This window comes from Streptomyces sp. NPDC001770, from assembly GCF_053596135.1.
Window position 1 is genome coordinate 24,738 of the sequence record NZ_JBSFFN010000009.1, and the last position, 15,592, is coordinate 40,329.

Sequence of the window (15,592 nt, forward strand, 5' to 3'; positions counted from 1 at the left end):
CAGGAGCGAGGAGCAGGTCGCCTGCCGTGAACTCGCGTTCTCTGATTGGTAATTTGAGAGATCTAGTTGATTTTTTGCGGTGCCGAGGTGACAGGTTTCTAGCAGGCTCCGCTTTTGTCAACGGTTCTCGCACCGGCACGACGGCCGGTGGTGCGTTCGCGCAGCTCGGGGCAGGCGGACGGGCCGCAAGGAGATCATGGGCCGGGCGAAGGGCCGCGCAGGGGAAGGGCCGCGCTGTGAGAAGGCCCGCGCGGGCGGTGCCCGTACGGCGCGCCGGGGGCGGTGGGCCGAGGGCGGTGCGCTGAGGGCGGCGCGCTGGGGGCGGTGCGCTGAGGGTGGTGCCGACGTTGCGCGGGCGCACGTGCCGGTGGTTCGCTCTCCCGGGAAAACCGGGCGCGGTGCTCTCCGGCACCGGCTCGGGAGGGACGGACGGGCCGGCGCGCGTCCGCGTGCGCCGGCGCCCAAGGGCCCCCCGCGGTCCGGGCCCGGACTTTTCAGCCCGGCTCGGGCGGTGCCGCGCCGAGCGGCCTCCGGCGGGACCGCTTGGCGCGGCACCGCCCGTCGCCGTGCCCCGGGGTGACGGGCGATGCCGGCCCCCGCCTACCTGCCGCCCTCGCGCGCGGTCGGCCGCGCCCCCTGCCGGCGTGCCGTGCTGGCCCGCACGATGAGCTCCGGTGCGACGGTCAGATGCTCCGTACCCGTCGCCGTGCCCTCGATGTGCTCCAGCAGCAGCGCGATGCTGTTGCGGCCGAGCGCGGCGAAGTCCTGGCGGACCGTGGTGAGGGGCGGAGGGAAGAACTCCGCCTCCGGGATGTCGTCGAACCCGGCCACCGCCACGTCCTCGGGGGTCTGGAAACCCGCTTCCCGCAGGGCGCGCAGCACCCCCAGGGCCATCTGGTCGTTGGCCACGAAGACCGCGGTGAGCCCGGGACCCTGCGGCGACGAGGCGACCCGCCCGGCGAGTTGCTGCCCGGCCCGGTACCCGGACATCGGGCTCCAGTCGCCTCGCAGCGGCGTCGGGATCTCGGCCCCCGCCGCACGGAGCGCGCCCTCCCACCCGGCGGTCCGGGCCTCGCTCTCCAGCCAGTCGCGGGGGCCGGCGACGTGCCAGACGGTGGAGTGGCCGGAGGCGAGCAGGTGTTCGGTGATCATGCGCGCCCCGAGCTCCTGATCCAGGGAGACTCCCGGCAGGTCGAGATCGTGCCCGCCCTCCACGGTCACCACGGGACACGGAGCCTGGAGCGTGGTGAGCGCGCGCACCGCGTCGCGCTGCGGCGTGATGGCGATGATCCCCTCCACGCCCCACGCGCTGAGGTGCTCCATCGCCTCGGTCAGGGCTGCCCGGCTGGCCACCCGCAGGGTGACCGCCGAGACGAGGTACCCCCGGTCGCGTGCCGCCTCCTGGACTCCCGCGAGGGTGCTCGCCGGCCCGTGGAGCGTCGTGTTGACGGCGATGACGCCGAGCGTGTGGGTGCGCCGGGTCGCGAGCGCCCGGGCCGCCGAGTTGCGGCGGTAGCCGAGCCGCTCGATGGCTTCGGTCACCTGGGCGCGGGTTTTCACGCTCACGTTCGGGTGGTCGCTGAGGACCCGCGAGACGGTCTGGTGCGACACGCCTGCCACGCGTGCCACGTCCGCCATCGTGGGTGCCCTCGCGGCGTCTGCGGGCCGGGGCAATCCATTTCCTCTCTGTGGAGTCCGGGGCGTCGGAAGTGTTTCGACCTCAAGGTACCTGTCCTGTGCAGGTGTACGAAGGTCGCTGCCGCCCAGCGCCCGTTCAGGGGGAGTGTGCGCTCACATCATGGCCTCGTCCGCTCGCCCGGCTGCTCGTCAGTTACCGCATGGGGCTTGAGTTCGTGTCATGTTAGCGCTCACAATCTAGCTGCGTCAGTACGCGTGACATCGCGACGTACGGCCGTCCCGTACGTTCGGGCGGCACGCGGCGAGCCACAGGACACGCGGGCCCTGCGAGGCATGCGTGGCACAAGGGACGTACGTGACGTGTCGGTCCGGGATCACCCGCCGGTGATCCCAAAGAGCAGTTGCTGTTGTCCTTGCCGGAGAGACGGTCCAGAGAGACGGTGAACGTGTCATGAGCGAGACCACACTCCGCGAACTGCGCAGTGAGGTGCTGGCCGCCAACCTGCGGATTCCGCAGGCCGGCCTGGCGACGCTGACCTGGGGAAACGTCAGTGCGGTGGACCGTGAATCGGGTGTCTTCGTCATCAAGCCGTCCGGCGTCTCCTACGCCGAACTCACCGAGAAGGACCTCGTGGTGGTCTCGCTCGCGGACGGCAGCGTGGTGGAGGGGCGGTTGCGGCCGTCCACCGACACGGAGACCCACCGCTGTCTCTACCGGGCGTTCCCGTCCGTCGGCGGGGTGACCCACACCCACTCCGAGCACGCCGTCGCCTTCGCCCAGGCCCGCGTGCCCATACCCGTACTCGGCACGACCCACGCCGACACCTTCAACGGCCCCGTCCCCGTCACCGCCGACCTCACCGCCGAACAGTGCGCCAGGGACTACGAGTACAACACCGGCCAGGTCGTCGTCTCGATGCTGGAGGGCGACGACCGCCGCGCCCGCGAAGTGCCGGGCGCGCTCGTCTCGCGCCACGGTCCATTCACCTGGGGCGCCACCGCGACCGCGTCGCTCGAGAACGCGATCATCTGCGAGGCGGTGGCCAGGATGGCGCTGCACACCCTCGCCCTGCGGCCGGGCGGAGCCGGGGCGACGCCTCCGCCGCAGCATCTCCTGGACCGCCACTTCACGCGCAAGCACGGGCCGGACGCCTACTACGGCAACGCCTGACCCCCGGGCGGCGGGAGCGGCGCCGGTCCGGTGAATGCCGCCGGACCGGCACCGGCCCGTCACACGAAGCGCCACAGGTGGTCGTCCGTCCCGTTGTCGTCCCACTGCACGACCTGCGCACCCTGGGCGGTCGACGCGCCGAGCACCCCCAGGACCCGGCCGCTGTTGGCGTTCCAGATGCGGAAACAGCCGGCCGAGCCGTAACGCAGCTGCCACAGATGGTCGGTGGTCCCGTTGTCGTCCCACTGGAGCACCCGCGCCCCCGCCGCCTGGGAGGCCCCCTCGACCCCCAGGACCTTGCCGCTGTGGAGGTTGCGCAGCCGGAACCGCCCGGCGGTGTCCCGAACGGCCAGCCAGAGGTGGTCGTCGGTGCCGCTGTCTCCCCACTGGACCGCGAGCCCGCCGTTCGTGGCGGACATGCCGCTGATGCCCAGCACCAGCCCGCTGCGCAGGTTCTGGAGGCGGTGGTACCCGCTGGGGACGAACCACCAGGCGTTGTCCCCACCGCCGTTGTCGCTGTCCTGGACGGCCCGCGCCCCCACGGCGGTGGAACCCGCCCTGATGCCGAGGACCTTGCCACTGTTGGCGTTGCGGAGACGGTGCGTCCCGTCCCCCGTGTCGATCGGGGTCCAGAGGTGGTCGGCCGTACCGGAGTCGCTCCACTGCAGCACGTCCGCGTCGTCGGCCGTGGACATGGACCGTACGCCCAGCACCTTGCCGCTGTTGGCGTTGCGGAGCTTGAGCGCCCCGCCGTCCGCGACGAACTGCCAGTCGTGGTCCGCGGTGCCGCTGTCGTCCCACTGGAGCGCCGCGCCGCCGTCGGCCGTCGACATGTCCTGGATGCCCAGGACCAGGCCGCTCTGCGCGTTGACGAGCCGGAAGCCGGAGACGCCGGCGTTGCCGTCGGCGTCCCAGTAGACGCCGGCGTTCTGGTGATGGTTGTCGTAGAAGGGGATGAGGCTCACCGGGGCACCGTTCGCCCGGGCGGTGAACGTCACGGGCGTCGCCGTCGCAGCGATCGACGAGGTGGTGAGCAGGGGGAGTACGCCGCCGAGCGCCGTGCTGCCGAACGCACCGCTGAGCACCACCGGACCGTAGGAGACCGACTGCACCTGGGGCCGGTCGGGGGTGCCGTTCAGCGCGAGCCGCATCGGGAACCGCAGGGTGACGGTGTCCCCGGAGGCCCAGGTCCGGTCGAGCGTGGCGTAACTGCCCGGCGTCAGGGTCAGGCTCTGGGCGGTGCCGTTGACGGAGACCGAGGCACCAGACGTCCAGCCCGGGACGCGCACCCGCAGCGACCACCGGCCCGCGGTGCCCGTCACCTTCAGCACGGTGGTGTCGGACGCGGGGAACGCGGTGGTCTGCGTGACCGTGACCCCGCGCTCGGCCCAGGTCAGGACCGAGGGGACGAAGAGGTTCACCCAGAGCCCCGCGGAGTCGGAGAAGTACACCGAGTCCATCAGCTTGGTGTGGGTTTCGAGGCCCGTGCCCTGGCAGCAGGTGAAGGTGTCGTAGTCCCTGCTGTACGTGCGCCGCCCACCGGGGTTGAGCGGCGTGAAGTAGCAGACATGACCGTGCGGATCGGCGGGATCCTGCTGCCCGACGAGCTGGTTGGTCAGCGCCCGCTCGTAATAGTCGGCGTACGCCGCCCGATTGGGATCCAGGGTGAACAACTCACGGGTGAGCTTGAGCATGTTGTACGTGTTGCAGCTCTCGCAGGTGTTGTCGGTGAGGTACTGGCCGATGGCCCCCGGGGCCTTGAAGAACTCACCGACGCTGTTGCCGCCGATCGCGTAGGAGTGGTTCGTGGTGACGATGTTCCAGAAGTTGACCGCGATGTCCCGGTAGCGGGTGGTCCCGGTCGCCTTGTACTCCCGCGCGCTCCCGACGATCTTGGGTATCTGCGTGTTGGCGTGCAGCCCGTCCAGGCTGTCGGTGCCCGCCGCCAGCGGGTCGATGACCGCCGCGTGGTCGAAGCGCCGCGCCACGGTCAGCCAGCGGCTGTCGTCCGTCTGCTGGTAGAGGTCGGTGAGGACCGCGTTCATGCCGCCGAACTCGGTCTTCATCGTGGTCTGCATCTGCGCGGTGGTGAGGCGTGCCGTCCGTACGTCCACCCACCCGGCGAGCGCGAGCAGCACGTCGCGCGCCTGGGTGAGACCGGCCAGCCGCCAGGCGTCCAGCAGACCCGCCAGCGTCTTGTGGACGCAGTAGTAGGGCACGCCCTTGCGTACGCCCGTCTCGACGGTGTCGAAGTCCGACTCCGGGAACCCGGAGAGATATCCGGTGCGGTAACCCTTCGGCGCCGCCTGGCACTTGGCGAGTTCGGCGACCATGTACACGAGCCGGTCCAGGAAGACGCTCTCCCCGGTGACCGCGTACGCCTGCGCCCACGCGCTGAGGAAGTGCCCCTGGCTGTGGGTGCGGAACTCGAAGTCCGGCGCCTCCCAGCCGTAGCACTGCTCGGCACCCTTGGTCGAAAGTCCGTGATTGGTGCGGAAGTTGTACAGCAGACGGTCGGGGTCGATGAAGCGCAGATAGGCGAGCGTGCGGTCCATGTTCTCCCGCCAGCGGCCCGCCGTGAGCTGGACGCTCCCCAGCGGGAACGGCTGCACGAGCGCGCCGGTCTCGGCGCGGACCGGGGCGACCGCGTCGGCGGCCGCGGTGGCCGCCGACGCGGGGGAGGCGAGTGCCGGGGCGAGCGCGGCGAGTGCCACCCCTCCCGAGGCGGCGAAGAAGAGCCGGCGGTTCATGGCGGTCATGGGCGGTCGTCCTTCCGAGGGGGAGCGGGCGCACGAGCACGGGGTCTGCCGGTCCCGCTCCCGGCGACGCGTCGTGCGGGGGGCGGGACCGGGTGGGCTCAGCTGGTGACCAGGAAGGTCGCTTCCTGCCGGGCGGTCGCCGGGGAGGACGCGGTCACTCCTGCGCCACGGAGAAGCGCAGTTCGGTGCGGGAGCGGTACACCTCGCCGGGCCGGAGGAGGGTACTGGGGTCGTCGGCGCGGTTCGGGGAGTCCGGGAAGTGCTGGGTCTCCAGGGCCACCCCCGCGTGCGGGCCGTAGGGGTGTCCGCTCTTGCCGGTGATCCCGCCGGCGAGGAGGTTGCCGGTGTACACCTGTATCCCCGGCTCGGTGGTGTGCACCTCCAGGCGCCGCCCCGAGGCGGGTGCGTGGAGCACGGCGGCGCTGCGCAGATCCGCGTCCGGCGCGTCGCCGAGTACCCAGTTGTGGTCGAAACCACCACCCGCCAGGCGAAGCTGTTCGTCGTTCCGGGCGAACACCGCGGCGAGGCGGCGGGAGCGGCGCAGATCGAACGGGGTCCCCTCGACCGGCCGGTGCGGACCGTCCGGGATCAGCGCCGCGTCGACGGGGGTCCAGCGCGGTGCGTGGATCCGGAGCTCGTGGCCGAGCACGTCACCACTGCCCTCTCCCTCCAGGTTCCAGTAGGCGTGGTTGGTGAGGTTGACGACCGTCGGCGCGTCACTCACCGCGTGGTAGTCGAACGTCAAGGTGTCGTCCCGGGCCAGCGTGCAGGTGAGCCGGACGCTCAAGGTGCCGGGAAAGCCCTGGTCGCCGTCGGGGCTGCGCAGGAAGAGCCGTACGCCGGTGCGGTCGGAGGCGTGGACCGGTTCGGCACGCCACACCCGGCGGTCGAAGCCGTCCGGTCCGCCGTGCAGGGTGTGGCCGGTGTCCTGGGTGTCCAGCTGCCGGACCACACCGTCCACCTCGAGCCGGCCGCCGGCGATCCGGTTGGCGTAGCGGCCCACCGTCGCGCCGAAGTAGGAGGCCGGCCCGCGCACCGTACGGGCGTCGGACGCCGCGAGCACCACGTCGGCGAAACGGCCCCACCGGTCCGGGAGGAGCAGCGAGTGCAGCCGGGCGCCGAGGGTGTGGACCTCGGCGCGGGCCTGCCCGGGGAAGCCGAACACCCAGCGGTCGCCCGTACCGGTGTCGGACAGCCGGTACGGGCGGCCCGTCGGGTACGGACGCTCGTCGGGCGCCGGCGGCGGGGCGGCCGGTGACTCGGGCGGGTGGCGCATGTATGTCCCTCGGTGTCGGTTTCGATGGTCGGGCGGCTGGGTGGTGCTGTCCCGCTCAGCCCGTGGGTTTCCGGTTTCCGCCCAGGACCCGCTGCAGCACGATGAAGACGAAGAGCAGCGCGCCGATGACGATCCGGGTCCACCAGGAGCTCAGCGTGCCCTGGAAGTTGATGACCGTCTGGATCATCCCGAGGACCAGGACGCCGAGCGCGGTACCGAGGACGAAGCCGGAGCCACCGGTGAGCAGGGTGCCGCCGATCACGGTCGCGGCGATGGCGTCGAGCTCCATGCCGACCGCGTGCAGCGCGTAGCCGGAGAGCATGTAGAACGTCAGCAGCACCCCGCCGAGCGCGGAGCAGAGCCCGCTCACCGCGTATACGGCCACCTTGGTGGAGGCCACGGGCAGCCCCATCAGCCGGGCCGAGTTCTCGTTGCCGCCGAGGGCGTGGACGTTGCGGCCGAACCGGGTGTGGTGGAGCGCCACGAAGGCCACGGCGAGCACGACCAGCGCGATGACCACGGCGGGCGAGACGAACAGCCCGCCGGGCATCACCAGCCGGGTCTGGGCGATGGTGACGGTGGTCGGATCGCTGATGGAGATGGACTCGGTGCTGATCGTGTAGCAGAGGCCGCGCGCCAGGAACATGCCGGCCAGCGTCACGATGAAGGGCTGGATCTCGAAGGTGTGGATGACCCACCCCATCAGGGCGCCACCGCCCGCGCCCACCAGCAGGACCAGCGGGACCACGGCGAACAGCGGCCAGCCCTGCCGCTCCACCAGCCAGGCGGTGAGCATGGTCGACAGGGCCACCACCGAGCCCACCGACAGATCGATGCCGCCGGTGAGGATCACGAAGGTGACACCGATGGCGACCACCAGCAGGAAGCTGTTGTCGATCAGCAGGTTCAGCAGGACCTGGGCGGAGAAGAACCCGTCGTAGCGCGCCGAACCGACGGCGAACATCGCCACCAGGAGGACCGCGGTGACCACCAGCGGGACGCGGGTGCGGGCGCGGGGGGAGAGGGGGGCGCGGAACGGCCGCGTGAGGGTGCCGGCGACACCCGCGATGCCGGTGCTCATGTACGTACCTCCTGCGGGAGCGGGCTGTCGTCCGCCTCGGCGTGCTGTCGGGAGGGTGCCGGTCCGCGGCGGCTCAGTACCTTCGCCCGGAACACGGGCGACTGGATGAGGCAGACCGCGATCACCACGAAGGCCTTGAAGACCAGCGTCGTCTCGGGCGGGACACCCAGGGTGTAGACCGTCGTGGAGAGGGTCTGGATGATCAGGGCGCCGAGCACCGTCCCTCCGAGGGAGAACCGGCCGCCCGTCAGCGCGGTGCCGCCGATGACCACGGCGAGGATGGCGTCGAGCTCGATCCAGAGCCCCGCGTTGTTGCCGTCCGCGCTGGACACGTTGGAACTGATCATCAGACCGGCGACGGCGGCGCACAGGGCGCAGAAGACATAGACCACGATCAGCAGACCCGCCGCCCGGATGCCGACCAGCCGGCTGGCGACCGGGTTGCCGCCCACCGACTCGATCAGGAGCCCCAGCGCGCTTCGCCGGGTCACCAGCGAGGTGAGAACCACGATCACCGCCGCCAGCAGGACGGCGAAGGGGAACATCAGCCAGTAGCCGCCGCCGATCATCTTGTACGGGCCGCTCGTGACGGTGATGATCTGGCCGTCCGACACCAGTTGGGCGATGCCCCGGCCGGCGACCATGAGGATCAGGGTCGCCACGATGGGCTGTACGCCCAGCCGGGCGACCAGTGTGCCGTTGACCAGGCCGAGCACTACCGCGACGCCCAGTGCGATCGCGACCGCCCCGAGCACGGTGGGGACACTGCCGGGGGCCGGCGAACCCGCGATGTGCTCGCACGCCAGCGCACCGGCGATGGCGACCGTGGAGCCGACCGAGAGGTCGATCCCGCGGGTCGCGATGACCAGCGTCATGCCCAGCGACACCAGGACGAGGGGGGCGCCGAACTGGAGGATGTCGATCAGGCTGCCGTAGAGGTGGTCGCCCCGCACGTGGACGGCGAAGAAGTCGTGGGTGAAGGCGAGATTGCCGAGCAGCAGGGCCGCCAGGACGGCCGAGGGCCAGAACAGCCGGTGGCGCAGCAGCCGTTGTCCGACGCCGCCGGCCGACGGGCCCTTGGCGGGGTGCGGGGTCATGAGTCCTCTCCGGTGGCGATGGTGGCCAGAATGCGTTCGGGGGTGACGGTCTCGTCGTTGGCCAGGGTGGCGACCATGCGGTGGTCCCGCAGCACGCCGATACGGTGGCTCAGCCGCAGGACCTCCTCCAGCTCCGCCGAGATGAAGAGCACCGCGGTGCCCTCCGCGGAGAGCCGCGCGACCAGCTTCTGGATCTCGGCCTTGGCGCCGATGTCGATGCCACGCGTCGGTTCGTCCAGGATCAGCAGTTTCGGGTCGGTCAGCAGCCAGCGCGCGAGCAGCACCTTCTGCTGGTTGCCGCCGCTGAGGTGGCGTACCTGCGCCTCCGGATCGGCGGGGCGGATGTCCAGCGCGGAGATCCACCGCCGCGTCAGCTCCTCCTGCCTGGTCCGGGAGACCGGCCTCGTCCAGCCGCGCGCCGCCTGCATCGCCAGCACGATGTTCTCGCGCACCGTGAGCTCGCCCACCAGCCCCTCGGACTTGCGGTTCTCGGAGCAGAAGGCGATCCGGCGGGCGATGGCCGCCCGGGGGGTGCGCAGCGAGACCGCCTCGCCCTGGACCCGCAACTCCCCGGCGTCCGCGCTGTCGGCGCCGAAGAGCAGCCGCGCCGCTTCCGTACGGCCCGAGCCCAGGAGCCCCGCCAGCCCGACGACCTCGCCGGGCCGGATGTCGAGGTCGTACGGCTCGACGAAGCCGGTCCGGCCCAACTGCCTTGCCTCGATGAAGGGTTCTTCGGCCGCACGCTCCTCGGCCTCCTCGTGCGCCGCCTCCGAGAGTTCGTCCAGGGTGGCCAGTTCGCCACCGATCATGCGCTGCACCAGGGAGACATAGGTGAGTTCCCCGATGGGGTACTCGCCTTCGAGCCGGCCGTTGCGCAGGATCGTCACGCGGTCGCAGATCTCGAAGACCTGGTCCAGGAAGTGGGTCACGAAGAGGATGGCCACCCCGCGGTCGCGCAGCCGCCGCACCAGGGTGAAGAGCTGGGCGACCTCCTCGCGGTCGAGGCTGGAGGTGGGCTCGTCCAGGACGAGCACCTTCGCCGAGACGTCAACCGCCCGGACGATGGCCACCAGCTGCTGGACCGCGAGGGAGAGCGAGTCCAGCGGACCGGTGACGTCGAGACCGAGCTCCAGCTCCGCCAGCAGCTCGCCGGCCCGGCGCCGCAGCGCGGACCAGTGGATCAGGCCGAACCTGCGCGGTTCGCGTCCGATGAGGATGTTCTCCGCCACCGAGAGGTTGGAGCAGAGGTTCACCTCCTGGTAGACGGTGCTGATCCCGGCGTTCTGCGCCTGGAGCGGATCGCCGAAGGCGCGGGCCTCGCCGTCGACCAGGATGGTGCCGCCGTCCGCCGGATGCACTCCGGTGAGCACCTTGATCAAGGTGGACTTGCCGGCGCCGTTCTCCCCCATCAGGGCGTGGACCTCACCCGGGTAGAGCCGCAGGCCGACCCCGTCCAGGGCCAGTACGCCGGGGAACTCCTTCCGGATGCCGTGGGCTTCGAGCACCGGCCGCGGGCGGTCGGCGGGGTTCGTCTCAAGGGTGGGTGGGGCTGCCATCCGCCCTCCTCTCGTCGGGTGTGGCCGGAGGAGGCGACGAGGCCGGGGCTCCGTCGCGCATCCGCCTCGCAGGTCGTCAGTACTTGCGGGTCGGGAGGGCCGCCGCGGCCTTGTCCTGCGGGAAGACGCCTTCCACGGTCTCCACGCGTGCCGGGACGCTCTCACCGGCCGCGACCTTCTTCGTCAGCTCCATCAGCTGGTCGCCGAGGAGGGGGTTGCACTCCACGACGACGTTGATCTTGCCCTCGGTCATCGCGGTGAAGGCGTCCTTGATGCCGTCCACCGAGATGATCCTGATGTCCTTGCCCGGCTTCTTGCCCGCCTCCTCGATGGCCTGGATCGCACCCAGGGCCATGTCGTCGTTGTGGGCGTACAGCACGTCGATGTCCTTCTGGGACTTGAGGAATGCCTGCATGACCTCCTTGCCCTTGGCCCGGGTGAAGTCGCCGGTCTGGGAGGCGACGATCTTGAACTTCGGGTCGGTCTTGATGACCTCGCCGAAGCCGGCCTTGCGGTCGTTGGCCGGGGCCGACCCGGTGGTCCCCTGGAGCTCGACGATGTTCACGGGGCCCGTCTCGTTCTTGTACTCCGCGGTCAGCCACTCGCCCGCGGACTTCCCCTCCTTGATGAAGTCCGAGCCGAGGAAGGTCTTGTAGAGCGAGGTGTCCTGCGAGTCCACGGCCCGGTCGGTCAGGATCACCGGGATACCGGCGTCCTTCGCCTCCTTGAGCACGGTGTCCCAGCCGGACTCCACCACCGGCGAGAAGGCGATGACGTCCACCCGCTGCTGGATGAAGGTGCGGATCGCCTTGATCTGGTTCTCCTGCTTCTGCTGCGCGTCGGAGAACTTCAGGGTGATCCCGGCCTTCTTGGCAGCCTCCTGGACGGACTTGGTGTTGGCGGTACGCCATCCGCTCTCCGCACCCACCTGGGCGAAGCCGAGGACGAGCTTGCCGTCGGACTTGTCTCCGCCGGCGCCGCCGCCTGAGGGGGTCGTCTCGGCGGAGCATGCGGTCATCGTCGAGGCGGCGAGGATGCCGACGGCGAGGGCGTAGGCGATTCTGCGGGCCATGGTGGTGTGTCCTCTCGGAGGGATGTCTTCGGTGCCGAGGTGGTGCGATCCGGTACGCCGCACGTGGAGTGGGCCCGGCCGGAGACAGTGCGGGGCTCCGGCGAGGCCGGAAGCCCGGGTGGTGACGGCGGGAGGTTCATGGGGTGCGCCGCGAGCAGTGTGAGCGCTAACACTCCGCTATCTCAAGCCCTGTGCGCGAGTTACCTGTTTGTGACATGAGGGCGTGCGGTGGACGCGGAGGTGAGGGCGCCCTTGCGCCCTCGGTACGTCGCGGATTCCGGCGGGAGGGCTATCAAGTTGCCTCTGAATGAATGGAGTTGTGGGTCGACGGGCGATCGGTCCGGGGGTGCGCGGTGCCCGCGCCCGCCCGGGGCGAGCGGTCCCGGGTCGGTGCGGAGCCGTGGGGTGCGGCGGTGTCGCGCAGTGGGTTCCGCGCGGACTGCTCCGAAGGGGTCGGTGCGGAACACGAAAGGCGAAGCGGCTGCACTGCTCTTGATTTCGCAATTGTTAGCGTTCACACTTTCGGCTGTCGGCGGTCCCGCTCATCCGGCTCCGCATATCGCTGCCGCTGGTGGGCCGTCCGTCGGCCACCTTTCCCGAAGGGCAACCCTGGTGACTTCCCAACCGCCCCGTACGCCTTATGACCCGTCAGGTCCGGCGGGTGCCGAGCAGTACACCGTGGGCGTCGACTTCGGCACCCTGTCCGGACGTGCCGTCGTCGTCCGGGTGCGCGACGGCGAAGAACTCGCCTCCGCCGTGCACGAGTACCCGCACGGAGTGATGGAACGTCAACTGCCCGGCGGGACAACACCGCTCCCACCGGACTGGGCGCTGCAGCACCCCGAGGACTGGTGCGAGGTACTCCGCCGGGCCGTGCCCGCCGCGGTGGAGGCGTCCGGCGTCGACCCCCGCGACGTCGTCGGCATCGCCACCGACTTCACCGCCTGCACCGTGCTTCCGACGCTGGCCGACGGCACCCCGCTCGCCGCGACGGAGCTCTCCGGCAGGCCCCACGCCTGGCCGAAACTCTGGAAGCACCACGCCGCACAGGACCAGGCCGACCGGATCAACGCACTCGCCCACGAGCGGGGCGAGAAGTGGATCGCCCGCTACGGCGGAAAGATCTCCTCGGAGTGGCAGTTCGCCAAGGCGCTCCAGGTGCTGGAGGAGGACCCCGAGGTCTACGCCCGGTGCGCCCGCTGGATCGAGGCCTCCGACTGGATCGTGTGGCAGCTCACCGGCACCGAGTCCCGCAACGCGTGCGCCGCCGGATACAAGGGGATCCACCAGGACGGCTCCTACCCCACCGAGGAGTACCTCGCCGCCCTGCACCCCGACTTCGCGGACTTCGCGCGCACCCGCCTGGAATTCCCCCTGTCGGCCCTCGGCTCACGCGTCGGCTCGCTGACCGCCCGTGCGGCGGAGTGGACCGGCCTGCCCGAGGGGATCGCCGTGGCCGCCGGCAACGTCGACGCGCATGTCGCCGCGGCCGCCGCCCAGGCGGTGGAGAACGGCCGGCTGCTGGCCATCATGGGCACCTCCAGCTGCCACGTGGTGAACGGTCCGGCCCTCGCCGACGTACCGGGCATCTGCGGTGTGGTCAACGGCGGAATCGTCGAGGGCGCGTACGGCTACGAGGCCGGCCAGAGCGCGGTCGGCGACATCTTCGGCTGGGCCATCGGCCAGGGCGTCCCCGCCGGCTACGCCGCCGAGGCAGCCTCGCGGGGCGAGGACCTGCACGCCCTGCTGACCCGCAAGGCCGCCGCCCAACCGGTGGGCGGCCACGGTCTGGTGGCCCTGGACTGGATGAACGGCAACCGGTCCGTGCTGGTGGACCACCACCTCTCGGGTGTGATCGTCGGTCTCACCCTGACCACCCGCCCCGAGGACGTCTACCGGGCCCTGCTCGAAGCCACCGCCTTCGGTACCCGGGTCATTGTCGAGACGCTGGAAGCCGGCGGGGTGCCGGTGCACGAGTTCATCGTCACCGGAGGGCTCACGAAGAACGCCCTGCTCATGCAGATCTACGCCGACGTCCTGCGCCGCCCCGTCTCCCTCGCCGCCTCCGAGCAGGGCTCGGCCCTCGGCTCCGCCATCCACGCCGCCGTCGCCGCCGGAGCCCACCGGGACGTCCGCACCGCGACCGCCGCCATGGGCAGGCTCCACCGGAACGTCTACGTCCCCGACCCCTCCCGCGCCGGTGCCTACGACGGACTCTTCGCCGAATACCGCCTTCTCCACGATGAGTTCGGCGTCCGGGACGGACTCCTCCACCGCCTGCGCCGCATCCGCAACCACGCACTCACCAGCACCCCGGCCGACTGACCCGCCGGACACCCCGCCACCCCGCCCGCCCCACTTACCCACCGGGAGTCCCCGTGCCCAGCCAGGCCCCCTCCGTCCGCGAAATATGGTTCCTCACCGGCAGTCAAGGCCTCTACGGAGAGGAGACCCTCCGGCAGGTGGCCGAACAGTCCGGCACCATCGCCGCCACCCTCGCGGACTCCGCGGAGCTGCCCGCCCGGATCGTGTGGAAACCCGTCCTGACGGACTCCGCCGCGATCCGTGCGATCTGCCTGGAGGCCAACACCGACGAGCGGTGCATCGGCCTGATCGCCTGGATGCACACCTTCTCCCCGGCGAAGATGTGGATCTCAGGGCTGGACGCTCTGCGCAAGCCGCTGCTTCACCTGCACACCCAGTCGAACGTCGCCCTGCCCTGGGCCACCATCGACATGGACTTCATGAACCTCAACCAAGCGGCGCACGGGGACCGGGAGTTCGGATACATCCAGTCCCGCATCGGCGTCGCCCGCAAGACCGTGGCGGGCCACGTCACCGACCCGGCCACCCGCGCGCGGATCGCCGCCTGGGCGCGGGCCGCGGCCGGGCGCGCCGAACTCGCCACGCTCAAGGTCGCCCGCTTCGGCGACAACATGCGCGACGTCGCCGTCACCGAAGGCGACAAGGTCGACGCCCAGCTCCGCTTCGGGGTCTCCGTCAACACCTACGGAGTCAACGACCTCGTCGCCCACGTCGACGCCGCCACCGACTCGGAGGTCGGCGAGCTCGTCAAGGAGTACGAGGACACCTACCGGCTGGCCGCCCCGCTGCGGGCCGGCGGCGAACGCCACCAGGCACTGCGGTACGCGGCACGCATCGAAGCAGGCCTGCGCACCTTCCTCACCGACGGCGGGTTCGGCGCCTTCACCACCAACTTCGAGGACCTCGGCGGACTCCGACAGCTCCCCGGCATCGCCGTGCAACGTCTCATGACCCAGGGGTACGGCTTCGGCGGCGAGGGCGACTGGAAGACCGCCGTCCTGCTGCGGACCCTCAAGACGGCCGCCGACGGCCTGCCCGGCGGCACCTCATTCATGGAGGACTACACCTACGACCTCACGCCGGGCAACGAACTCATCCTCGGCGCCCACATGCTGGAGGTCTGCCCGTCCCTCGCGGACGACGTCCCGAGCTGCGAGATCCACCCGCTCGGCATCGGCGGCCGGGAGGACCCGGTCCGCCTGGTCTTCGACGCCGCGGCGGGCCCGGCGGTCGTCGTCGGGCTCACCGACCTCGGCGACCGGTTCCGGCTCGTCGCCAACGAGATCGACGTGGTCGCCCCCAGCGAGCCGTTGCCCGCACTGCCCGTGGCCCGCGCCGTGTGGCGGCCCCGGCCGAACCTGCGGACCTCCGCCGAGACCTGGCTCACCGCCGGAGGCCCGCACCACACGGTGCTCACCACCGCCCTGGGAGCCGAGCACCTGGACGACCTGGCCGAGATGCTGCGTACCGAACTCGTCCTCATCGACGCGTCCACCACACCTCGGCAGTTCGCCCGTGAACTGCGCTGGAACCAGGCCTACCACCGGCTCGCCGGCGGTCTGTGACAGTGCCTGGCCGACTGGGATCCGGGGAGTGGCCCGGCAGGGCGGGCCACTC

At 71.0% G+C, this 15,592-nt stretch carries 10 protein-coding genes and 1 pseudogene; 3 read left to right on the forward strand and 8 right to left on the reverse strand.

Annotated elements, in window-relative coordinates:
- Positions 1-600 precede the first annotated feature (600 nt).
- Positions 601-1,638, reverse strand: a complete 1,038-nt coding sequence (locus tag ACWCSV_RS10555) for a LacI family DNA-binding transcriptional regulator (RefSeq protein ID WP_451140824.1) — start codon at positions 1,636-1,638, stop codon at positions 601-603.
- Between the two features lie 451 nt (positions 1,639-2,089).
- Here ACWCSV_RS10555 and araD point away from each other — a divergent pair, with 451 nt between their 5' ends.
- On the forward strand, positions 2,090-2,809 hold the full coding sequence (araD, locus tag ACWCSV_RS10560) for an L-ribulose-5-phosphate 4-epimerase AraD (RefSeq protein WP_451140564.1): 720 nt from the start codon (positions 2,090-2,092) through the stop codon (positions 2,807-2,809).
- A gap of 59 nt (positions 2,810-2,868) precedes the next feature.
- On the opposite strand, the gene ACWCSV_RS10565 is transcribed toward araD, so the two are convergent.
- The 7 genes and pseudogenes from ACWCSV_RS10565 to ACWCSV_RS10595 form a co-directional block, all read right to left on the reverse strand.
- The gene (locus ACWCSV_RS10565) at positions 2,869-3,063 is read right to left on the reverse strand and encodes an RICIN domain-containing protein (protein WP_451140826.1); all 195 of its coding nucleotides are present in this window, start codon (positions 3,061-3,063) and stop codon (positions 2,869-2,871) included.
- Positions 3,064-5,568, reverse strand: a pseudogene (locus tag ACWCSV_RS10570) (beta-L-arabinofuranosidase domain-containing protein); the annotation flags it as partial.
- Positions 5,569-5,722: 154 nt separating this feature from the next.
- Entirely contained in the window at positions 5,723-6,844 is a 1,122-nt protein-coding gene (locus ACWCSV_RS10575; RefSeq protein ID WP_451140566.1) for an aldose epimerase family protein, read from the reverse strand.
- Between the two features lie 55 nt (positions 6,845-6,899).
- Positions 6,900-7,925, reverse strand: coding sequence for a galactofuranose ABC transporter, permease protein YjfF (gene yjfF / locus ACWCSV_RS10580; RefSeq protein ID WP_451140568.1), 1,026 nt, complete (start codon positions 7,923-7,925; stop codon positions 6,900-6,902).
- Entirely contained in the window at positions 7,922-9,022 is a 1,101-nt protein-coding gene (locus tag ACWCSV_RS10585; RefSeq protein ID WP_451140570.1) for an ABC transporter permease, read from the reverse strand. The genes yjfF and ACWCSV_RS10585 overlap by 4 nt, the downstream gene beginning before the upstream one ends.
- A complete protein-coding gene (locus ACWCSV_RS10590; RefSeq protein ID WP_451140572.1) occupies positions 9,019-10,578 on the reverse strand; it encodes a sugar ABC transporter ATP-binding protein in 1,560 nt (519 codons plus the stop codon). The genes ACWCSV_RS10585 and ACWCSV_RS10590 overlap by 4 nt, the downstream gene beginning before the upstream one ends.
- A 76-nt stretch (positions 10,579-10,654) precedes the next feature.
- Positions 10,655-11,650: an ABC transporter substrate-binding protein gene (locus tag ACWCSV_RS10595; RefSeq protein ID WP_451140574.1), complete on the reverse strand. Its 996-nt coding sequence runs from the start codon at positions 11,648-11,650 to the stop codon at positions 10,655-10,657.
- Positions 11,651-12,262: 612 nt separating this feature from the next.
- On the opposite strand from ACWCSV_RS10595, the gene ACWCSV_RS10600 reads away from it, so the two are divergent.
- Entirely contained in the window at positions 12,263-13,975 is a 1,713-nt protein-coding gene (locus ACWCSV_RS10600) for a ribulokinase (protein WP_451140576.1), read from the forward strand.
- 53 nt (positions 13,976-14,028) lie between these two features.
- Entirely contained in the window at positions 14,029-15,540 is a 1,512-nt protein-coding gene (gene araA / locus ACWCSV_RS10605; protein WP_451140578.1) for an L-arabinose isomerase, read from the forward strand.
- The last annotated feature ends 52 nt before the right edge of the window (positions 15,541-15,592 follow it).